This window comes from Pelagicoccus albus, from assembly GCF_014230145.1.
In the GTDB taxonomy this organism is placed as follows: Bacteria; Verrucomicrobiota; Verrucomicrobiia; order Opitutales; family Opitutaceae; genus Pelagicoccus; species Pelagicoccus albus.
This window is the reverse complement of the sequence record NZ_JACHVC010000005.1, coordinates 267,961-290,333: the sequence shown is the minus strand read 5'-3', so window position 1 is coordinate 290,333 and position 22,373 is coordinate 267,961. Positions and strand designations below refer to the sequence as shown.

The window sequence follows — 22,373 nt, the reverse complement described above, 5'->3', positions numbered from 1 at the left end:
ATGGTTTCACAAGCCCCCCACCAAGAATTCGTTGAGCACGAAGAGAATCTGCCCTTTCGCACTTTTCTTCACAGTGTACGGTCGTGCGCGCCCCATTCCCATAAAGATTGCGAGTTCCTCCTCACCCTCAAAGGAGACGTTCAAGTGCAATCAGGAGAGGGAGAATTTATCATGCGCGAAGGTGACCTCTGCTTCATTCCGAGCGGGCAAATTCACATGACTGAGGGCATTACAAAAAACAACATCCTGGTTGTACTTCAAATCGATACAAACTTGGCAAGACATGGAGACCCCGATTTCGCCCAACGTCACTTCAAGTTCAACAAGATGCCACAAGCCCTACGCAAGGAGGCCCTCGAAAACTTACGCGCCTTGATAGCCGAAATCAGCTGGGAGATGCGCATGAGGCAAACTGGGTACCGCCTACATTGCGAAGCTTTGGCCATGACACTCTTATCGACGCTGGTCAGACAAGTCCCTTCTATTCTTGGCGCCAACGACGACACTGAAGGTTCAGAGGATTCAGAGCTAGGCGATCGTTTGAGCCGCATTGTAAGCTATATGGAAGCACATAGCTCTGAAGAAATTTCGAGCGGACAGATCGCAGAACAGGAAAACGTATCGGCGAGCTACCTCGCACGCCTATTCAAAAGTCGCTTAGCCTGTACTTTCAGCGACTACCTCAATATGCTTAGAGCGAAAAAATCACTGGCGCTTCTAGCGAAAGCAGAATACTCGATTTTGGACGTAGCCATGGAGTCAGGCTTCCCTAATATCAAAAGTTTCAATACAGTTTTTAAACGGACTTTTGAAATGACACCCAGCGAATGGCGACGAGACAATAAAGGAGCGAACATTCCAGGCATAGGAGAATCAGCCTATGGTCGCTTCGATAAGGGCTACGCTTACAGTCTCCTAAAACGCTACTTGCCCGCTCGACTCAAACAGTCTCTTTAGCATTTTGTATCGTTTTTTTGATACGCGATCAGATACCCTGCAATAGGCTTCGTCTAGTACATTTTAGAAAGCGGAAATTCCGCCACCGCTAAATTTCGTGGTACTGGATCATGAAACTTCGTGTTCATTGAGATATCGCTTCTGTCAAGCAGCACACCCATTTCCGTTTCTCATTGTGCAGCAGCCACTTACACAATTTCAGAACAGATTGGCACAATCCCTGTTAAAGGGAACGCACACCCACCGGTGCGACTCTTCCCAAACAGAAACCCAACCATAACCAATCTGAAACATGAGCGAAAAACCTGCCTCTGAATCTGTATCCGAAAAGGACCTCATCGAATCTGCGATTCAATTTGCCTACCAGCTAACCCGCAACCGCAACGACTCTGAAGACCTCGCCCAACAGGCATGGATGAAGGTTCAACGAAAGTATGGGTCCGTGCCCAATCGCAGCCTCCTCTTTGTGGCCGTCCGAAATACATATTACGATCAGCTTAGAAGGAACCGAGTCGTAAGCTTCAGTTCACTAGAGCACGCTCCCGAACCTTCGCGCTGGGATAAGCCTGGTTACGGAATCGACCTTGAAGTCGCCCTAGCAGCACTCTCCCAAACCGAGAGACTCACACTCAAGTTAAACCTCCTAGAAGGAAGAACAGCCAACGAAATCGGAGAACGACTTGGGATGCCAAGAGGAACCGTCCTTAGCCAAATTTCTCGGGCCAGAAAAAAGCTGCGAAAATCACTCGGAGAAGAAATGGGATTTTCAGAGCGCGACGTAGCCTGAAAAAGAGAGCTGTCCGAGAGGACTCATCACTTACACAGGATGGAACCTCAAAGCACTAAATTTTTGAATACAGATCAATCAACATCCCAAGGCCGATTCCGAGTGCGGAGCTCGATCCTCAACTTCTTCATACGAGAGGCTAAGGTGCTGGGCTTCAAATTCAGAAGAGCTGCGGCGCCATCTTCTCCATAGACACGACCTTCCGTCTTCCGTAACGCCTTGAGAATATTGACCCGTTGAAACTCAACCATCTGCTCCTCGCTCAATATTTCGTCACCAAAACTCTGGCTTTGAGGTTCCTGCGACAGGGACTCCGCTCTAGGAATTTCAAACTTCAGGTTTCGACCTCGACTGGTAATCAAGGATCGCTCAACCTGATTCTGTAACTCTCTCACATTCCCCGGCCAATCATATCGGCAAAGCACTTGTATTTGCGATTTGCTTACAACTGGCGTTTTCATCCCATGCCTCTTCGCCAGGTGCTCTACGAAATGGGCAACGAGAGCCGATATGTCTTCCTTCCGATCTCGCAAAGGCGGTGCCTCTATCGGGAATACGTTTAATCGATAAAATAGATCTTCACGAAATCTATTCTCACGCACTTCCTCCTTCAGGTCTCGATTCGTCGCGGCAACGATTCGCACGTCTACGTTTCGCGTCCGATCCTCCCCCACTCGCTCGTACTGTCCTTCTTGCAGGACGCGTAGCAACTTGGCTTGCAAATCGATCGGCATCTCACCGATTTCATCCAAAAACAGCGTCCCTCCTGCTGCCGCTTCGAAACGGCCTGGCCGATCCCTCAAAGCCCCTGTGAACGCACCTTTGGCGTGACCAAAGAGTTCGCTTTCAAATAAACTAGCGGGGATACCCGCGCAGTTAACACGAATCATGGGCATATCTTTGCGTAGGCTGCGCCTGTGGATCTCGCGAGCTATCAATTCCTTTCCGGTTCCCGACTCCCCAGTGATCAGAACACTCGCTCCAGTTTCAGCAACCAATTCGACTTTGGTAACAATCTGCTGCACGGGACCGCTACGGCCAACGATTTCACCAAAACTCCGACTTTCCTCTACTTCGGTGCGTAGGTATTCATTTTCCAACTCCAAGCGATCCTGCAATTCTCGGATCTCCTCGAAGGCCTCCGCATTCGCAATAGCCATCGCCAAATGATCCGCTACCATCCTTTGAAACCGAGCGAGATCTCGATCGATTTCACGTCGAACGAAAATCCCGAGTACACCCAAAATTTTTCCACGAAATAATAAAGGCTGGGCATTAATTCCCCTGATGCCCTCATCAATCGCCCACTTCGGATCAACGACCCAACTGCGGTCTTCGCTAAGGTTAACTGTGACCGATTGCCCCGTTTGAGCCACATGCCCAACTTTCCGAACGCCTAAAGGAAACCGAGCGAATCGACCGTCCAATCTGTTCCATACTTCGCCAGAATTCGCTAGAGATCGACCACAGCTCGCCACCAAATGCATGCACTTGACCTTTTGGGAGCATTCCAACGAAAGAGAGCAGCGGTCGCAGATATCACCTTCTCTCAATTGCCAGATACGAACAAGAGCAACATCATCCCAAGCTGAAATCTCCTGTACCGCCAAATCCAGAAGCCGGTGACAACGATGCTCTAAAGGCAGTTTCAGCAATAAGTCCGCGAGGGCTTCTACACCCTTAGAAACCGAAGATTCCATAGTTCATTTCGATACCGACTTCGAAGGGGTTTTAGATTTGCACGATCTTCAACTTAGCTCGCGGTTCAAGCGCAGAACACCAGCACTCTATGTTCGCGATCGAGGCAGCCGCTCCACTACAAACGTATCCAAAAACCTCTTCCACTTGAGAGGAAGCTTCGTTCAGTGCACTGCGTGATTTCGAAACAAACTCTTCGACAGTAATAACCTCTCCGCTTTTGAAGTACTGTCGGGCGATTGACGTAGGAGAGTAGCAACTACGGATCGACTCATCCGGCAACTCTACAGTAAAAGCATTGAATCGTTCAGTAACCATCATTGTCGATGTTGGATTGTTTAAGCCGAGAGTAAGGCTCTATTCGTTTTGAAGCCGGAACAAAAAGCACGGGAGCTCTCCCCTCCTCAAAAGGCTCCCGCGCATATTAGCTTCCTAGGCCGACTCAGAAAAGTCTGCCAATACAATATTGTCCGCAAAACTTTGATACGCTTTGTCAAACTGCTTCGCCATCTCATCCGGGAAGAGATGAAAAGTCCCCGAAGCAAGGGCTTCCACGATGCCATCAGCTACCACGGAAGGTTCAGGCGATCCATCGAATCCTGCCTCCGAGCCCATATCCGTCTGGATGGGACCCGGGTGAACGCTCAAAACGGCAATTCCCTTTGTCGCGAGCTTTTCTCGAAGACCTTGGGTTAGCGAATAGGCAGCCGCTTTGGAGGCAGAATAGGTAGACAAATCCGCAAAATTTTTGATCGAGGCGATGGAGTTCATCTGAACCAAAGCCCCACCTCCATTGGCCTCCAGAATAGGAGCAAAGGTGTTTGCCACGCGTAGCAGGCCAAAGACGTTCACCTCCAACTCTTTGCTCAGAGCATCCTCAACCCCCTCGGCTATCGGCGAACTGGGGATCAAGATGCCCGCGTTGTTTACGACAATTTCTGCATCCGACGCCTGCTCAGCTAAACGCCCAATGGACACTCGATCCGCAAGGTCCGCGACAAGCGTCTCGACTGCCTCTCCGTACCTCTTTTCCAAAACCACGGCGGTTTCGGGATTACGAACCACCAAATAGACCTTGCGAGCCCCTTCCCGCAAGAAGGCCTCCACGATCGCTTTGCCAATTCCTCGATTGGCTCCAGTTACCAAGGCAACCTTATCTTTAACTGATATTCCCATCTTAGTTTTCCTTTCTACGACCCAGTCACGTTGAAGCTGGGGATACTACTTTTCGGGTGACTATGTCAGCCACCAACTTGAATGCTCATTCAAGTTGTCGACGCCAACATCGCCTGTCAATATTTACTTGAATGTTTGTTCAAGTTATGCATAAAAGAAGATCTTTGAAGACTGCTGAGCGGTTGGACCTATTTCTATGACAAGAGCTCAATTCGACAGAACCGAAATTATCGAGAGGTCTATCGACCTATTCTGGCAAAATGGATACACGGCCACATCGATGCAGAAGTTGGTGAAAGCCACTGGGCTAAAGCCGGGCTCGCTATACCTAGCCTTCGGGAACAAAGAGGGGCTCTATCGTGAATCGCTGGCAGTTTACGCCGAAACGAATCTTCAACGCATACGAGAGACTATCCATTCCGCTCCCTCCATCGAAGCAGGCTTAATCGAACTGCTCAGGCGCATCGTCGAGGAGACGAAGAGAAAGGACTACTGCAGCTGCTTTCTTCTGAAGACCCAGCTGGAGTTGGCGGCAGAGGGCAATGAGCTCTATCAGCTCGCCGAGGTGAAAGTGGCCGAGATAGAAGACTACCTTCAAAGCGAGCTCGAGGAGATCTACCCTCAGGAAACTGCCATGCGACGAGCCAGCAGCTTGATGCTCCAAATACTCGGAGTCCGCATCTACGGCTATCGAAGCGGCTCTGCGCAACGGATGTGGTTTGGCCTAAAAGAAGCCCTTCCCTGGCTACCGTGGCCATGTGAACTCTCATAGGATAGTTAGCGCTCCCCAATACACGAAAGCCTCCCCCAACCGGGACAAACTCCCAATCCGGTTAGCTAAACGCCGGACAATCGTTTAGACCACTTACAACTTCAACAAATGGTCGGGCTAGCGGGATTCGAACCCACGACCTCTTGTCCCCCAGACAAGCGCGCTACCAGGCTGCGCCATAGCCCGTTTCAAAAACGAGCGGCCAATTTGCGCAGTCGCTCGTCGAGAAGCAATGAAAAGTTACACGAATTTCGACTAGCAAACCAAGGAGTCGAAATCCGAGAAATCGGCAATAAATCCGCCGGGCACTCCCTTGCAAATCACAGAAACAGCATCATGCGAGTGCAGCGACTCTAGGTGCGAGCACGCCACCTGAAAGTCCGCAATTCTCGAATCGCTCGCAAGCTGTTCGTAGACCAATCGCGCCGCGTCTTCGACGAACTTGATGTAGGCGCCGTTGAGCTCGGCAAAGGCCTGCTCGTCCTCACGCTTGACCATAACCTGCGTCTCGGTCTTCAGCGCTTCAGCTAGATGCTTCTGCAAATCTTCGATAGAGAGGCTCTCGCCTTCCGCTAACTTGACAAAAACCCGAGCCTTGCTGCGCTGGGAGTGTGGAATCGAATACGCTTCCCTCAAGTCGCGGGCATGCTCGGCGAGTTCCGCCGAACACGGACAGGCTGATGAATAAACGAAGTCGAAGTGGATCAGGCGCTCGAAGACGCCAGATTTGGACAATCTCCCTTCAAAAGCGCACTTGTAGTATTGGTAGCCTTCAAGCCCGCTGCGCAGGCTGGGCTGCATGATCGGGTAATTGAAGCGGATGATGATACGAGCGTCGAAGCTCTCTACCTTTTCTCGGAAAAGGTCCAAAACGGTGCGAACCGTATCGATCGTAAATACCTCCTCTTTCAGCTCGTAGAAGGAGCGCATGATACGCGACATATTGATGCCCTTAAGATTCGCTTCCAATGAAACGGACCCCGTGATGCTCGCCTCCAAGGTCAGCAGTTTTCCATCAACAGCCTGCACTGTAAGCGGCAATCGGAAGTTTGAAACTCCGACCTGCTGAATCGGGACTGCGGAGCCTTGCTCCGAATCGACCGCATCCATGATGTCCGGCATGGACTCCCGATAATCCTCGGAAGGCTTGAAGTCGGCATCGTACGACCGCTTGACCGGAGCCGCTTCCGCGGGATCGGTTTTGTGCAGGTACATCTTTGGTTTGTTCTTTATCGACATCGGAAAAATAGCTTTCGGCAGACCACTGATCGTGTGATCGCCCGACTCCCTAGAGAAAATCGAGCCGCCAGTAGACTTTTAAGGAGAAAAAAAGCAAGAAAACAAGGTCAACGTAGCCGCTCTAGCTTAGGCTGCGCCCCACCCGAAAGTCGACCGAGCGTCAGCAGAGCTAATAAGAATCAGTATTAGTTGAGATAAACCACAAGCTGGGTCAGACTGTTCCTAGAAGAGATAGCTCACTCGATTTCTACAATTCGAGACCTATTCTATACATAGAACTCTACAATTGTCGCATTCATGAATCGATCAGAGAATATCGGGTACAGATAGGAAAACTATCGAAGTGCCAAATACTCCACCCGTTTCGGGCTTTCGGACCCCCCGACGCCACCGGCTTCCCCTGCCGAAGAAACGATGGAGCCCCCCTGTACTAGTGCTACTGCTAGAAAAATTACCCTAAACAAAACTAAGAATACCCCAGAGATTATACCCCGATCAGGCCGAACGAGCCCACTCGTGACCGCGTGCCTCCGTGCCTCCGTGGTTTCAAAAATTTTCTTTAACCCTACCCAAAACCTACAACCAAAACTAGCTAGATATATGCAAAAATATCCCAACCTATCCAAAATTCCGCAAAACCAGCGATCCCTTCGGACCGCTTTGGTTCTCGGTCTTCTTGGATGCGCTCCCTTTGCTTATCCGCAAGACGACGCGCCATCGGACGAGGAAGAAATATTCGAACTCAGTCCATTCGAAGTGACAGCTGAAGAAGACGAGGGCTACCGTGCCACTTCCTCGCTCGCAGGAACTCGTATCCGCACCGAGCTCAAAGACGTCGGATCCGCTATTTCAGTCTACACCGAGCAATTTCTGGATGACGTAGGAGCGACCGACTCAGGCACGCTTCTCCAATACGCCACCAACGCCGAAGTCGGCGGCACCAAGGGTACCTTTGCCGGCCTCGGCAACGGAGCAACGCTCGACGAGTCTTCCACCCTCATCAATCCAAATTCGAACAATCGCGTTCGCGGACTTAGCGCTGCGGAAAACACCAGAAACTTCTTCGTTTCAGATATTCCTTGGGATGGATACAATGTCGACCGTATCGACGTACAACGCGGTCCAAACTCCATCCTATTCGGACTCGGCAAACCTGCAGGTATCATCAACGCCACCCTCGCCGACGCGAGCATGGCGGATGAAAACGAGATCTCTCTTAAATTCGGTTCCTACGGTAGCACGCGCTTGAGCGGTTCTTTCAATAAGGTCCTTATCGAAGACGAACTCGCAGTTCACATCGCTGTCCTTTCCGACAACGAAAAGTTCCAGCAAGACCCGGCTTTCGAAGACGATCAACGTATCTACGGAGCCGTTCGCTGGCAGCCAAACATCGGAACCGACTCCATGCGTACTACCGTGAAGGCAAACTTCGAGCACGGCGAAATAGACGCAAACCGCCCTCGTACCATCACTCCGGTCGACTCTGTATCCCAGTGGTTCGACGACACGGATATGGTCACCGTCGAAAATCCTTATGTCGCCTTTTCCGACTACTTGTCATCTGGCGGAGCCTCCTACGAGCCATGGTTGACGAGTGCCAACATCAACGCCCAGCAACCGGTTTACCTGATAGATGGAACAACGGGATCTTTGTACGGAGCCCGTGCTGGCTATATCAATAACGGCGCCCTCGGAACCGACGGAACTCCACTCGGATCCGCCAATGGCCTCGAAGGCAAGCTCTTCTCCATCGCCATGATGGGATTGGGCACCTTGGATTCGACCGCGACAAACCTCGGACTCGACTACGCAGACTCCGGACAATACCGCCGTGAGTCGCTGCAAGATTCCTCTGTATTCGACTACTACAACACTCTCATCGATGGGGACAACAAGTCCGAATTCTCCGACTGGAATGCAGTAAACTTCGACGTCGCCCAAACTTGGCTCAACGATCGCGTCGGACTCAACCTCTCCTACGATAGCCAATCCTTCGAGCGTGGAGGCGAGTCCCTACTAGGCTGGAGCCCGGCTATCACTGTAGACGTGTTAGAAAGCTTCGACGACGGTACAGCGAATCCAAACGTTGGCCGTCCTTACGTTACCACTACAGGTGGCGGAACTGGCCAATCCTACGCTAGCGAACGCGAATTCCTCAGAGCATCCCTCTTTGCCGAGCTCCGTTCAGCTGACTTCATGGATGAGGACAGCTTCCTCGGAAAGCTAATCGGACGTAATGTATTCAATGCTGTATTGAGCGAAGAGGACTACGAAACCGAGCAATACGCATGGTACAACCAAACCGGAAGCGAAGACTGGTACAACTACTGGACACAAGGCTCCGCTAGCAGCACTGCATTCTACGAACGCATGCCAACTGGATTCCTCTATCTCGGAGACTCCCTGTCTGGTATGTCATCGGCCTCAGGAGCGAACATTCCCGGCCTCGGAAGCAGTATCAGCCTTACCGATACAGCGGTAACTGTGTTTGACTCGACTTGGAATGCCACTGGAGTTGACCCAAGCGCGGCTTGGACTATCCCAGCGAATCTGGCCTACATCTTCGATGAGGATGAATTGCCACTATACCAAAACTCGAATCCCGACAATTACGTTGGCTGGACAACGCAAAGCCTCGCTCTCCGCAACCACGCTGACGGAGCTGGCCTCTACACTTCGGCTGACCTCCAAAAACGCGAAACCTCCTCCAAGGCGATCACTTGGCAAGGTTTCCTCTGGAACGGAGCTATCGTACCAACCCTCGGCTGGCGCGAAGACGAAGTTAAAAGCCGTGGAGCTCTGGGTATCGCAGACGGAACAAACAGCAACTTCCTGGACCTGTCCTCTTCCGCCTACGTTCTACCAAGCTCCTTCGATGCAGACAGCATCGCGTCAAACCAGACTGCTAACATCGAGAAGGCCGATTCTACTAGTGGCGGCATCGTCGTTCACCTTAACAAGTTCCTCTCCAAGGACAACCTACCTCTCAACGTCAGCTTGTCTTACAACAAGTCTAGCAACTTTGAAGTCGGTCTCGTCCGTAAGGATCTTTACGGAAACAATATCGCCAACCCAAGCGGCGAAACCAAGGACTACGGCATTCTTCTTTCCACCAAGGACAACCGCTACTCTTTCCGTGCGGTCAAGTACGAGTCGGTGGTTATGAACAGCACTGTAGACCTTCCGTCCTCCGGACTCGGAAGCACGATCGCCAACGGATTGAATTGGCGTAATGTCTTCTTGTACGATCTCGCTGGATACGACTGGTCGACAGCCGCTACCGATAGCTATCGCAACAAGGCTTCCACCGCATATCCTGAGCTCTTCGAAGAAGGGTCAGCAGCAGAAGCGGCTTGGGAAGACGCTGCGATCTCCCAGTGGAATGAGATTCAAGCATGGTTGACCGACAAGGGCTTTTTCGAAGCGTGGGGCTTCACTCCACAAAGCGTAGACTCCCTAACCGACCGCTCGACGTACGCAGCGGACCCAACTACCTGGGCACCGAATACCACCGACAACGTCTACCTTTATCGTGCGACTGCTCCGCAAAACTTTGCAGTAACAGCCGACACGTACTCCGAAGGTTACGAATTCGAACTCACTGCAAACCCAACTCCAAACTGGCGCATCTCTATGAACGCGTCCAAGTCTGAGGCCTACTACGACAACGTCGGCGGTGAAACGATTGACGAATTCGTTGCATACATGGATTCCATGCTGATCGGAACAGAGGCAGGGGCACTACCACGTTGGGGTAACCCAGGTGGAGCCATCTACAGCTCCATCTACTCTCCTTGGAGAGCCAACTACGTACTCATGAAGCTCCAAGAAGGCAGCAATGTTCCAGAACTTCGTAAGTGGCGCTACAACATCATTACCAATTACGCGTTCTCCGATGGAAAGCTAAAGGGAGTGAATATAGGTGGTAGCTACCGTTGGCAGGACAAGGTCGCAATCGGCTACCCAATCAGCCAAGGAACCGATGGCGTATACAACTTCGACTTCGCAAACCCATACTACGGACCTAGCGAAGATGCCATCGACCTCTGGGCCAGCTACTCTCGCCCGCTAAACGACAAGGTGGACTGGAAGGTTCAACTTAATATCAGGAACGCATTCGCGGACGACGATCTGATCCCCATATCAGTTCAACCGGATGGCTCTTGGGCTGGCGTGAGAATAGCGCCGACCGAAGAGTGGTACATAACCAATACCTTTAGTTTCTAGCAGAAACCAAACGCCATTCTAAACAAAGCCTCCCGTTTTCGCGGGAGGCTTTTTTCGTTCAAAGACTTGTCGGAGTTCGAAAGAATAACGGCTAATAACCGACTTCGAAATAGCCTTCCTTATCCGGAAGAGCTACATCGGTTACTGATGCATCCGGCCAGATCACAGAGACTTTCGTATCCACAAACTGTTCACGTTTAATCGTAAAGAAAAAGGTCGAAGACGATTGGCTGGCATACCCTCCTCCCGCATGCATTTCCTGAGACTGCGACCCATGAGATAAGCTCTCCAAAAGTAGACGAGCTCCAATTCCATCGGGATTCCCTTGGGGCCCATTTAGCTTCAAAGCATAGCAAATCCTGCCAGTTCCATCGTTACCTGTATTCAGCACAGCCATACTCTCTTGATCATTCCGAGTCGCTAACAGATCAGGAAGAGCATCGAGATTGAAATCGCCTATGCTTAAAGCCTTAGCATTACCCGGAATTTGCCAGCCACTGCGAACGGTAGACATCTCTTCAAACCCACCCGCCCCATCGCCCAATAGGACGGAACCAAGCCCGCTGTCGAATCTACCTTGAGCAGGAAGTGAAGAATAGTCGTTGTGAACGAGCGCTATATCGCAGTGACCGTCTCCATTAAAATCGCTCGCCACGATGCCTTGTACTGGTGAAATCTGAGCGAGCATAGGAAGCGGAGAAAACAGATATGTTCCTTTCGCCTGCGAGAGGAAAACACCGCTACGCATCTCGCCGGCCTCATAAACATCCGCCTTCGCTAGCGCTGCTTCTCCAAAGATCTCCTCCATACTGGCAGCCGCAAACCGGTCATTCGACGGAAACTTCCTGCGTACCTCGGGAATCTTCGAAGCCAGCTCTCCGCGGCTTGCCACCGGGCTGAGGAAACCATCAACGTTGTAGGAGAGGACCAATTGGGGTTCACCGCTCCCGGCAAAATCGTAGACAAAGAGCTTCATCGGATGCTCTTTCGTACCAGAGTAAAGCGTATTCAAACCTTGGTTTCCAACCGCATAGTCCATGATGCCGTCCTCGTTAAAATCACCGCCTGCGATGCTGGTCCAAAGCCCAGATCCCGCTTCGCTGAATCCCCAGTCACGTGACGCGTCTCTAAAGGTTTGTCCCTCCTCGTTTCGAAAAGCCTTCACCCCTCCCCATTCTAGAGAAACGAGTAAATCGATCCATCCGTCCTGATCGACATCGCTCGCCAAAGCGGAGGTAACAAGCCCAACCTCTGCCAAGACCGAACCCATGGAAAAACTACGATCTTGGAATCCAGATTCTCTTTGCAGCAATAAAGCGCTACCGGCCGCTTCTGGATAATAACCGGGGTATAAGCGCCCCCCAATGAACACGTCTAGTCGGCCATCCCTATCGAAGTCCGCGGCAACCGCGGCCCCAGCGCTGATAGGCAGAGAGGGCAAATAGCCTTCAGGCGCTTTCGAAAATTTTAGGCCACCTTGATTCAACCAAAGTTCAGGCTCGTACTCAGGTTCTTCGGCAGGCAACGCAGCGCCGCCTCCAGTCAAAAACACATCGTTTAAGCCGTCTCCATTGGCATCGAAGATCAAGCTCGGACCCTGGTTTATCAAGGGACTCGCACTCAATCCTCCTGTATTCACAAGACGGAACGTATCACCCTCTTTTTGAAACAACTTCACTCCATCTACGGCTGTCGCGCCAAACAAGACCTCATCGATCGCGTCCCCATCAAGATCGCCGATGGCCAGACTCGGACCTCTCCGATTAAAACGCTTATGCAACAAGGGTTGCGAAACAGTTCCTTCCAGCTTCTCCTCCTTTTGACGCACCGCAAGCCCCAGAGCAACTGAAGCATCCCGGAACAATGGCACATCTGTAGTTGTATTATCCTGACGGAACTCTTCCTCTAAATGAGAGAATTCAGTAACAAGGTATTTTTTATCGACCTCGATACCCGAGAATTCCTGCACATTTCCACTGGGCCAAACGACTGTCATCTTTTCAATCTCCTCGCCTGACGGCACACCAAAATGGACCACGGGCTCGCTAGTTGAAAGGTAGCCTCTGGCCGATATAAGCTGCCGAGTCTGCTTCCCAGTGGAGGTAACAATTTCAACTTTAGCCCCGATCCCAAAGCGGTTGGAAATCACTCCGCGAAGCTCAACGATCAGGTTATGCCCTTGCACACCATCATTACGCAAAACGGTTGGTCCTTCCTTAAAGTTACCAAACACGATGTCTAGATCCCCATCTCCATCGAGGTCACCTAAAGCGGATCCAAAGCTCACTCCCATTTTATCCAAGCCCCATTCGCCACCGACCTCATCGAATTGAAGGTTTCCTCGGTTCGCAAAAGCCAGATTTTCCTGCTCGAGAACCGACATCATCTTAGTAATTCGGATACGCCCTGAGATATTGGTAGCCCTCAACTTCTTGGTAATGAAGTCTAGGTTGTTGTGCTCTCGATCCATGCCGTTGGTTATAAACAGATCCAGACGTCCATCACTGTTCAGGTCCTCAAACCTCGGAGACCAAGTCCAATCCGTCCCTTCCAAACCAGCCAGATGGGCTGCCTCTAAACTACGGTCGGTACCTGTATTCAACGAGAAGGCATTGTAGTGAATCTGGACCGAAACATCGCGAAGCTCATTTTGATCACTACGCAACATAGCGCGCGTATCGGTGATTCCCCTTTGGCTAAACTCGTGTTTCAAGCCTGCCATGTCCGCTACAAAAAAATCAATGAGCCCGTCATTGTCTACATCGCCTAAATCCGCTCCCATGGCGGAAAACGGCATATGAGGCAGGGCCTGATCAATCACATTGGTAAAAGTTCCATCCCCACTATTCCGATACAAAAAATCCGGGACCGCGAAGTCATTTGCGACATAAAGGTCAAGCCAGCCATCATTGTTTTGATCCCACCAAGTAGCAGAGTGGCCTTGGGTCGGTTGAGCTAAGATACCTGCTTCATCACTTACTTCCTCAAAAGTACCGTCTCCTCGATTTCGGTACAGACGATCCCTTTGCCCTTCGACACTCTGCATCGCATCCAGCAAATTTGTCTGCACAAATACATCTAGCCAACCATCGCGATCGTAGTCTGCGAAACAACCCATTCCCGATGAGTCTATCAGAGCCAAACCGCGGGCTGCAGCCTCCTCCCGGAAAGTGCCGTCGCCCTGGTTCATGAAAAGCTGATTCGGCACTCCAAAACGGCAGAGGTAAAGATCCAGCCAACCGTCGTTGTCGACATCTACGAAGGAACTCCCCTGTTTCCACTCGCCGCTTTCATCCAACAATCCAGCCGCTTCCGTTACGTCTTCGAATTTCCAGTCGCCAAGATTTCTGAATAGCCGGCTAGGCTCGATCTTGCTGACCACAAAAATATCGGGTCGCCCATCAGCGTCATAATCTCCAATCGCCACGCCTGTTCCGATGGCTCCTACGTTGTACTCGCTATGTAAGTCTCCCCACATGCGCGGATCATCGTAGTTATTCGTAATCAAAATCCCAGTACGCAGCTCCGAAAGCTCTGTAAAAAGCGTCTCTCCGCCATTCTCTACACGCTCAATCAAAGCGGTTGATTCGATGGTGCCTGAGGCATTGAAACACCCAATTCCGCCGAGGAAAACAACGGCTAAGTACGCCTTTTTTTTGAGATAATTCTGCACATTCAGGCTCGCGTTCGCCCCCTCTCTGTCTAGTCCTTTCATCAGCATAACACAGCCTAAAAATGATCTTCTGCGGAAGGACTTAGTCAAGGGCAACAGAGCCCGCTATCCAGCAAAGATCACTCCCCGCAAGCTCCTCGAAAAAATGTCTGCGCCCGATACCCCGGCACCTACCAAACCACCCCTTTTCATCCGTCATATCTGGTGGGCTACTCTAATCTTCGCCCTGCTGACACATTGGTTTTCCACTGCGAATCGAATCGATCAAATAACAAGTCTGAGCGCTATAGAAAACTGGTCTGTGGAAACGCCAGCTCGCGACAACGACAGTCCGACTGGATACGAATTGGGCCAGCGGAATTTGATCATTCCGGGCCACCACAATCCAAGCTACTGGTGGATCACCGAGGCGCAATTGTCTGCCGAACAAGGCTCATTCAGACTCCGCCATATCGAGTACGATAGCGCCCCTGAAGGACGCGAAGCGTTTCGAACTTCACCTTATCGTATTTGGTTGACGGCGACAGGCTGGCTCTACGGGACAATAAAAAACGAACCACTTGGCTATTCGATCGAACGAGCAGCTCTGTTTTCCGACCCCCTCTTATTTGGAATCTTTTTAGCATTAGGGACCCTCTATACCGCATTGTTTATTGGAAGGATTTCGGCAGCCCTCTTTCCCCTTACTTGCCTTTGGATTTTCCCATTAAACGCTAGCTTTCAGGCAGGAGCGCCTGACCCCCATTCCTTGTCATGGGTCCTAGCCTTGGGAAGCTTGCTACCACTATTCTCAAACGCCAAAAACGCGAGGTGGCACTTCGCCGCCGCAGGGGTATTCGGAGGTTTAGGGCTTTGGAACGATGCTGATTTTCAACTTCCGGTTCTACTAATGACCTTGATCGCCGGTATAGTTGGCGAACTTTTTTCGCCGAAGAACGAAGATAGATCCGGTCCGTGGTTTAACTGGGGTGTTTCGTCCGCGACTATCGTTTTGGCAAGCAGCCTGTTCGAGCTTGGCTCAGAATCCTTCAGCCTAAACCTAGATACAGTAAATCCACTCCAAGCCTTATTCTACCTAGGAGCCGGCGGACTCCTGAGTAGTTTATCACGATTCAAGAGAACAGGCTGGGCTGAATTCAAAACCAGTCATCGTGCTGTTCTGATTGCGAGCTTGGTACTGCTCCTACTGTGGCCGATTGCTTCAATGATAAGCGAAACCGGCTCTCTTTTGGCCAATGATTTTTACGCTCGCCAGATAGCGAATCATCCCAGCGGAGGAATAGCCGAGAGCTTCGGCGCGTGGCTGCAGAAATCGGATGGAGCCATGAAATTCGCCGTGCTCGCCCCAGTCGCTGCACTCTTCTACGCTCTGGCTCTTCTCGTCATGGGAAAGGTAGGCAGCGAGATCCGCAGCAGAGCGCTCTTCGCTTTCTCGGCCGCTTTCCTGGCTTTTGTCATATCCATGATTCAAATACGATGGTGGAGTCTTTTCGATCTCTACATCGTTTGCCTCATCGCCGTGCTTTGCTCTAAGGTAGATAGCACCTCGATCTTGGACATCCTGAAAAAAATTGCCGTCGCGGCGATCTCGCTTCCGGGCTTACTAGTTTCTTTGACACAAGACGGATACGCAACGGACATTGCCCAACTCAATACTCTGCAAAAGCAAAGTTTCGTAGAAAGGGACTTCGCCCACTGGCTTAACAAACGCAGCTCCGATCAAGAGATGGTACTTTTCTCGACTCCCATGTTTTCGAGCGGAGCCGCATACTACGGGGGCTTTGACGTAATCGTATCCGCTGACGAGGCCAATAAAACCGGTTACGATAAAGCGATCCGTCTAGCGAGTTCTGACTCGCAGCAGGAAACCACCATCCTCTTGGAATCGAACAAAATCACTCATGTGGTTCTCCCCATGTGGGATCCCATGTTCGAGCAATTCGTACGCATCGGCACAGGGAAGCCCCGAGGAGAGGAACTTCCCCAAAACGCCTTCGTCGTCGCCTTGAAAGACTGGGATATACCGCTATGGATGCAGGCCCTCAACTACTCCCTACCCCAAGGTTCCGGACTCGAAAGCTTCGAGCTAAACGCCTTCGCCCTTCAGGCTGAACAAGACCCCGAAATGGCTCTGAGTCGCCTCGCAGACCTTTTTGTCGAGCGAGGAAAGCTATGGGAAGCCAAGTCGATTCGTGAAGCCTTGACGCAGTATCCGCGCGATGTGAACGCCCTCGCAGCAATCGCAAATATTGACTACGCCACTAGAGAAAAGGCCAAGCTAGAGGAATCCATGGAGGCTGTGATCCCCTACCTTTCCCGCCGTTCCGCTCGCAACTTGCCCCTAGATCGAAGGGTCAATTTGGCAGCCCTATTTGCTCGTACCCAAAAACTGGATTTGGCGAAAACTCAAATCCGGGCAGGTATGGATAATCTGGATGCGGAGCAGTTGAAACGCCTGTCACCTGCAGCCACGGGAGCCTTGCTCGCTCTCAGCAAAGCCCTGAAAATCCCGTTCCCAGACGACGAGCTCGAACAGACCGCCCTCGAGCTGGTAGCCACCGAAGTGCGGCAGAAATTCGAGAACTAAGGTCCGGGAAATCGGGCCCACATCGACGGAAGCAACTTTAGCCGGCGAACAGCTAACGCCAATCCATCAGGTCCGAAAGAAAGGCGCTGAGCTCTGCGGCGTTAACTTTGGATTGGGCCTGATTCGGGTGATAATCCGCCCCATAGCCCAGTTCGCCTTGAGCGCTGAGCTCGATAAAATTGACTCTATCCGGCTCGCTCTCCTGCAGCGTAGCAACCACCCGCTGAAGAGCTGCCTTTAGCTCCTCGCTATTGTTCATGGGGCCTAGGATGACCACCAGCTGCGCTTCTGGGTATCGGTCCAAAGCCTTGGAGGCAAAGGCCACGTAGTCGTTCACATACGTTTCCACGTTTACGCCGCCGACACTGAAATCATTGGTTCCTAGATTGATGCAGACAACGTCGGGCGTGTAGCGGCTGAAGTCCCAAGTATACTCCTCGTTTTCATAAAAAGTATTTGGATAATTATCCGGCATGTCGCCTTCGCTTCCTTCGAAGGGGCCGTCATAGTTACGCGTCATTCCGATTCCGGAACGAGCCACCACCAGAAAATCAGCTCCCAATTCGCGGGCCGCCAGATGGGAGTAGTTAAGGCTGAAATTTTCAGAGCTCGGCTCAAAAGAAAGCAAGGGATCGTCTACTTCGACTCCATAGCCGCATGTGATCGAATCGCCGATAAATTCTATCCTTCTGTCTTCCAAATCTCCCCAAGGAAGGACTCGAGCGCCTTCGCCAGCGATTTCGAACCCCTGAAAATTCACCAACCCTAGGAAACACTCGGTGAGTCGCATAACTTCCAAAGTGTGTACCCCTTCACCAAGTGAATTCGCCAAGCGGTAAACTCCTTTCGCAGAGTCCAATTGGAACTTCTCCAGCGGCTCGCCATCCAGCCACGCTTTGAGGAAGTTTTGATCCGTATCGCTGGTTGCCCGCAACGTTATAGCATCTCCCTCAAATCGCATTCGAACCCGCGCTCCGCTGTAGCCAACGGAAACTTGCCCCGGCGCGGTCACCTCGTGACGTCCGCTGTAAGCCAATGCCTCATCGTCCGCAGAAACGTGGGTCACCGGCAACGTCCTTGCCTCGAAACTAGCGCAACTGGTCAAGGCCAGCATGATAGCGATTAGGCCAAGCCCGAATATCGACTTGGAGAAGGTAGAAGAGTGATTTCTCATTGTTTCAAAAGGATCACGCTAAAGCGAAGGGCTGTGGAAATAAACCGCAAGCGCAGCTCTTACTTAAAAGCAGACTTAAGAACGGTGGCAGCCCTCTCGAAAGCTTCGATTCTCTGGAAGCCATCGTAGTTAACACCCCACCAATCGTCCTGCCAAACCTTGACATTCGACCCGGCTTTACGGGCCGATTTCACAAAAACAAGAGCTTGGTCCTGATGCTCTCGAGGCGACCACTTTCCGTAGCAAACGAAGGTATAGCGAGGGAACTCCTTGAATCCACTGGCCATCTGAAAGGTCAGAACTTCATTCTTCGGCATGCCGCTCCAGCTGCTGGCAAAATTCAATTCGACCCCTGCTTTCGCATTGTAGCCTGACTTCTCGTCGATAGCCGCCTCCAAATCATAAAGGCCATTGATACAAAGCGCCGCTTGATAGCGGTCCGGGTAACTCTTTGCCAGGTAAGCCGCCGCCCAAGCTCCCGCGCCTTCCCCGCCGACCGCAACCTTGTCCGCTCTGACAAGCTCAGCTTCCACCAGAGCCCGTCTGACGTCATCTAAATCTTCAAAGGTCGCCCTAATCCCGGACGCCTTGCTCAAGTCCGCGCTCAAATCGCCAAGAAACCCCTCGCTCCCGCGGTAGTTCACACGAGCGACAGCGAAGCCATTGGCGGCAAAAAAGTTAGCTTCAGGCGACCACTCGACTCGATCCAATCCGTTCCAAACGCCTTGGCGAATCCAGATGACGAGCGGCACCTCGCCGCCCTCGTACCCAACAGGCATCGTCAATACGACCGGCAAAGAATGTCCGTGACGATTTGGGACTGTGACCAACTTAGTGGCTCCCACTTCATTTGGCAGGACGCGACCTCCTCCGTGGACCAGGATGTGATTCTCCCCTGACTCAATATTCATTAGACATATCTGTCTAGGAAGCATAGGGTAAATTCTCTCCACCAGAGCGCTGTTTGTAGATTCGCAGTAGCTGATGATACGATTGACCGAACCGGCAAGGGCTTGATCGATACGCCCTTGGGCCGCCTTGTAGCGAGGATCCAACCAAAAGCTCCGCAGCTCTACCCCAACTAGCGTAAAGCCAGCCACCTTGTGGCTACTGGAGTCGAATACGATTTCTCCCAACTTATCGAGAGAGAAACTAGCGTGGGTCGTCAGGACCTGGGCTACTTTGTCCGACTCGATATCGTAAGTCGCGATAGAGGTCCCATTTCCGCCTAAGTAACCTCCAGCCAGCACCTTCGAGCTTGAGCCATGAAAACCATAGACGCGCGTCCAAGGACTGAGATTGATAAGTTTCACTTCCGAACCATCCGCGTCGATTCGATACCAGGCCGGATTGCCTGCCCCCGATTCTTCCGGCTTTTTCACCAGACGAACCTGTCCCTTACTATCGCTATGCACCTCGATTTCCTTGGAAGGGGCCTCATACAAAAGTCGGGCTGAAAACTCTCCGCCGACTTCGCTATATTCGTATACTTTGCTCCAATCGTTCGAGTCGTCCGAAGTTTGCATAACCGAGAATCGATTGGTTCCCGGAACGACACTCAGTAGCTTACGATTCCCTTCCCTCTCCAGACGGACAGGGCTCCGATCCCCCAATTTGAAAACGTATAAACCGTTTCCTTCATCCAAGGTAGCAACGACAACGAGGTGCTCGGAATCCAGCCAGCGTAGGTCTGTTACCTCGGCTTTGCCACCTTTGCCATCGCTGGCATGGGTCACATCTGAATCGTAATTCTGTGTATCGGCGATAGTAATGATCGAGCCTCCCTCGGGAGACTTTTCGATCATGGCAACATGCTCTCCGTCAGGGGCGAGCGATACGAAATCGGCTGTATTGAGCAACAGGTACTTGGCGAATTCGCCGGCGTGAACAGAAAAAGCCGCGAGTACGGCCAAAGAGATAAGAGAGAGCGTCTTGGGTATCATTAGATGAGGGAGTTAAACTACCCCACTCTTACCAATCGCCGAACTAAACTAGAAAGGTTTGTATATTCCCTAGTTCAATTCCGGACAGACATCTGAATATGGGGCTAGCTAGGTGTAACCCACAAATCATCTTCCCCCTTCCAAAATCCGCCACGAAACTGCGGCCCGAGACGGTCAGTCTACCTCGACTTCAAAAGGGGAAGCTGGAAGTCCCACCGCATTATAGAGATTGGCCTCGTCAGGATTGTTTGCCCATGCGTACCGTACCCACTTAGGAGACTTCACCTTCTTGTTCCAAACCTTAACCTTCCCGTCCTCGATGCGGGCCTTGGCCCAGACGAAATCTCTATCTTCACCTGCGATCGCAAAGCCTGCGAGTTCGCCACTTCGGGAAACCAAACCTTCTCCTACAAAATCAAAGCTCAAGGATACGACCTTCCCCTTTCGTTGCGCAGAGCGAATCAATGGCCCGGAGCTAACAAGATCAGATTCCCCGTAAGCTACGCGTCGAGCCTCCAAAGCGAGCCGATCCGCTACTGTCTTCTTGTCGAGCGGGTGGATGTCGTTCCACTCGCCGGCATCGATTGCCACCGCCATGCCAGATTTCTCGAGTTCCAAAGCCAGACGTTGTTCGTCTCTCAAACGCGCCCAGTTGCTCTCCACCGGCTCCGTTTCAGTTTCCATATAGTTAGGAAGTTGAGCCCAGATCACCGGCAATTTCTTTTGCCATTCCGATCGCCAGCCGGTTACTAGCGTTTCCAAAAGCTCCCGGTATCCTTCTGGTTCTGCGGCATTGGACTCGCCTTGGTACCAGAGGACACCTTTCAGTTCCAACGGCAACAGCGGAGCGATCATCGCATTGTACAAGCCCATCGGTTTCCAACGGATAAAAACAGTACCCGGACGCTCATACAAAACCGCTCCAACCTTGTACTTCCACTCTCCTCTCAAATCGAGGGAAGTATCGCCCGAGACGAGATCGAATGGCTTGTCCTTAGTGAAGGATCCTCGCCCAGACTGGCTAAAAGCGCGAATCGTAATCACATTCTCGCCCGCCTTCAACAAACCTTCAGGCACCTCGTAACGCCGGGGTGGATACCGGTATGTGATATTCCCAACCTTTACGCCGTTGAGGTAGGTTTCGTCTGCATCAACAATCGTCCCCAGATAAAGCATGGCCGATTTTCCTTCCAACTCCGCGGGCACAGAAAAGGTTTTGCGAAACCAAACCACCCCATTCATGGGCTCCAATCCACCTTCATCCCAAAAGGTGGGCAAAGTCATCGTCGCCCAATCTTCGTCATTCAAAGCTGGTTCGTACCATGGCATTTCGCCATGCAGGCCAAGGTCTTCGGATTGAGCGCGTCCATCCCAGTCCGAATAGATTTTAGCATTCGATTCCTCAGTCTGTTTAATCAGATCGTCATCTCTCCAAAGTCGCCCCTCAGCCAGGGCCTCTGGATAGTCAGCCAACATTTCCTCGCTCAGCCAACACTGTATTCGCGAACCGCCTACACTAGAATTTATGATGCCAACTGGCACTCCCTTTTCTGCCTCGATCGCCTTGGCGAAAAAGTACCCGATAGCGCTAAAATCGAGAATGGATCCGGGCTCTGCCTCAATCCAAGCGCCACCCTGCAGGTCTTCTTGAGGTGCTTTGAAATCATAGGTGGTTGGGACTTTATAGTAGCGAAGCATAGGATTCGCCGAGTTTGCAATCTCATCGGGAAATCGCTCCTTCACTCGTTCCATGGTGATCTCCATGTTCGATTGCCCCGAAGTTAGCCAAACATCGCCTACAAGCACATCGCCCAAAACGATCTGGTTGTCTCCCTCGACTTTTAGCTCAAACGGTCCACCTGGCTCCTTGGGATCAATCTCAACAGTCCATCGTCCTTCGTCATCCGCAGTTGCTTCGTAGATCTCCCCGCGAAACGTCACCTTTACCGCCTCTTTTTCATCGGCCCAACCCCAGATCGAGGCGGACTCTCCGCGCTGGATTACCATCCCGTCGCTCAAGATTCTTGGTAAGCGAACCTCAGCTTGAAGAGGGGCTACACTGACTCCTAACGCTGATAGGATGAGAAAGCAAATCCGGGCCCACGGGGCTTTGAAGTTGGTGAAGGTTTTCATTAATAAA

The 22,373-nt window shown here is 51.6% G+C and carries 13 protein-coding genes and 1 tRNA gene; 5 read left to right on the top strand and 9 right to left on the bottom strand.

The features are described from left to right. Nucleotides 1–957, top strand: a complete 957-nt coding sequence (locus tag H5P27_RS03155) for an AraC family transcriptional regulator (protein WP_185658915.1) — start codon at nt 1–3, stop codon at nt 955–957. A gap of 292 nt (nt 958–1,249) precedes the next feature. Further along, nucleotides 1,250–1,744 (top strand): RNA polymerase sigma factor, encoded by a 495-nt coding sequence (locus H5P27_RS03150; RefSeq protein WP_185658914.1) that lies wholly within the window; start codon nt 1,250–1,252, stop codon nt 1,742–1,744. Nucleotides 1,745–1,818: 74 nt separating this feature from the next. Here the strand turns inward: H5P27_RS03150 and H5P27_RS03145 are convergent, their stop codons facing one another. The 3 genes from H5P27_RS03145 to H5P27_RS03135 form a co-directional block, all read right to left on the bottom strand. Continuing rightward, nucleotides 1,819–3,444, bottom strand: a complete 1,626-nt coding sequence (locus H5P27_RS03145; protein ID WP_185658913.1) for a sigma-54-dependent Fis family transcriptional regulator — start codon at nt 3,442–3,444, stop codon at nt 1,819–1,821. Nucleotides 3,445–3,475: 31 nt separating this feature from the next. Further along, on the bottom strand, nt 3,476–3,763 hold the full coding sequence (locus tag H5P27_RS03140; RefSeq protein WP_221774587.1) for an MSMEG_0570 family nitrogen starvation response protein: 288 nt from the start codon (nt 3,761–3,763) through the stop codon (nt 3,476–3,478). 111 nt (nt 3,764–3,874) lie between these two features. After that, nucleotides 3,875–4,618: an SDR family oxidoreductase gene (locus H5P27_RS03135; RefSeq protein ID WP_185658912.1), complete on the bottom strand. Its 744-nt coding sequence runs from the start codon at nt 4,616–4,618 to the stop codon at nt 3,875–3,877. Between the two features lie 196 nt (nt 4,619–4,814). Here H5P27_RS03135 and H5P27_RS03130 point away from each other — a divergent pair, with 196 nt between their 5' ends. Further along, complete coding sequence (locus tag H5P27_RS03130; RefSeq protein WP_185658911.1) at nt 4,815–5,390, top strand: TetR/AcrR family transcriptional regulator; 576 nt, start codon at nt 4,815–4,817, stop codon at nt 5,388–5,390. A gap of 109 nt (nt 5,391–5,499) precedes the next feature. Here H5P27_RS03130 and H5P27_RS03125 read toward each other — a convergent pair. Together H5P27_RS03125 and folE2 are read right to left on the bottom strand one after the other, a co-directional pair. Then, nucleotides 5,500–5,576 (bottom strand) — tRNA-Pro (locus tag H5P27_RS03125). 69 nt (nt 5,577–5,645) lie between these two features. Beyond that, a complete protein-coding gene (gene folE2, locus H5P27_RS03120) occupies nt 5,646–6,629 on the bottom strand; it encodes a GTP cyclohydrolase FolE2 (RefSeq protein ID WP_185658910.1) in 984 nt (327 codons plus the stop codon). Between the two features lie 600 nt (nt 6,630–7,229). Between folE2 and H5P27_RS03115 the strand changes: the two genes are divergently transcribed. Then, on the top strand, nt 7,230–10,856 hold the full coding sequence (locus H5P27_RS03115; RefSeq protein WP_185658909.1) for a TonB-dependent receptor plug domain-containing protein: 3,627 nt from the start codon (nt 7,230–7,232) through the stop codon (nt 10,854–10,856). A 91-nt stretch (nt 10,857–10,947) separates the two neighbouring features. On the opposite strand, the gene H5P27_RS03110 is transcribed toward H5P27_RS03115, so the two are convergent. Beyond that, on the bottom strand, nt 10,948–14,577 hold the full coding sequence (locus tag H5P27_RS03110) for a CRTAC1 family protein (RefSeq protein WP_221774586.1): 3,630 nt from the start codon (nt 14,575–14,577) through the stop codon (nt 10,948–10,950). A gap of 97 nt (nt 14,578–14,674) precedes the next feature. Here H5P27_RS03110 and H5P27_RS03105 point away from each other — a divergent pair, with 97 nt between their 5' ends. Then, nucleotides 14,675–17,116: a tetratricopeptide repeat protein gene (locus tag H5P27_RS03105; protein WP_185658907.1), complete on the top strand. Its 2,442-nt coding sequence runs from the start codon at nt 14,675–14,677 to the stop codon at nt 17,114–17,116. A gap of 52 nt (nt 17,117–17,168) precedes the next feature. Here H5P27_RS03105 and H5P27_RS03100 read toward each other — a convergent pair whose 3' ends face one another. From H5P27_RS03100 to H5P27_RS03090, 3 genes are all read right to left on the bottom strand, one after another. Continuing rightward, nucleotides 17,169–18,290: an SGNH/GDSL hydrolase family protein gene (locus H5P27_RS03100; RefSeq protein ID WP_185658906.1), complete on the bottom strand. Its 1,122-nt coding sequence runs from the start codon at nt 18,288–18,290 to the stop codon at nt 17,169–17,171. A 59-nt stretch (nt 18,291–18,349) separates the two neighbouring features. Next, nucleotides 18,350–20,233, bottom strand: a complete 1,884-nt coding sequence (locus H5P27_RS03095) for an alpha/beta hydrolase family protein (RefSeq protein WP_185658905.1) — start codon at nt 20,231–20,233, stop codon at nt 18,350–18,352. Between the two features lie 174 nt (nt 20,234–20,407). Then, on the bottom strand, nt 20,408–22,366 hold the full coding sequence (locus H5P27_RS03090; RefSeq protein WP_185658904.1) for a sialate O-acetylesterase: 1,959 nt from the start codon (nt 22,364–22,366) through the stop codon (nt 20,408–20,410). Between the last annotated feature and the right edge of the window lie 7 nt (nt 22,367–22,373).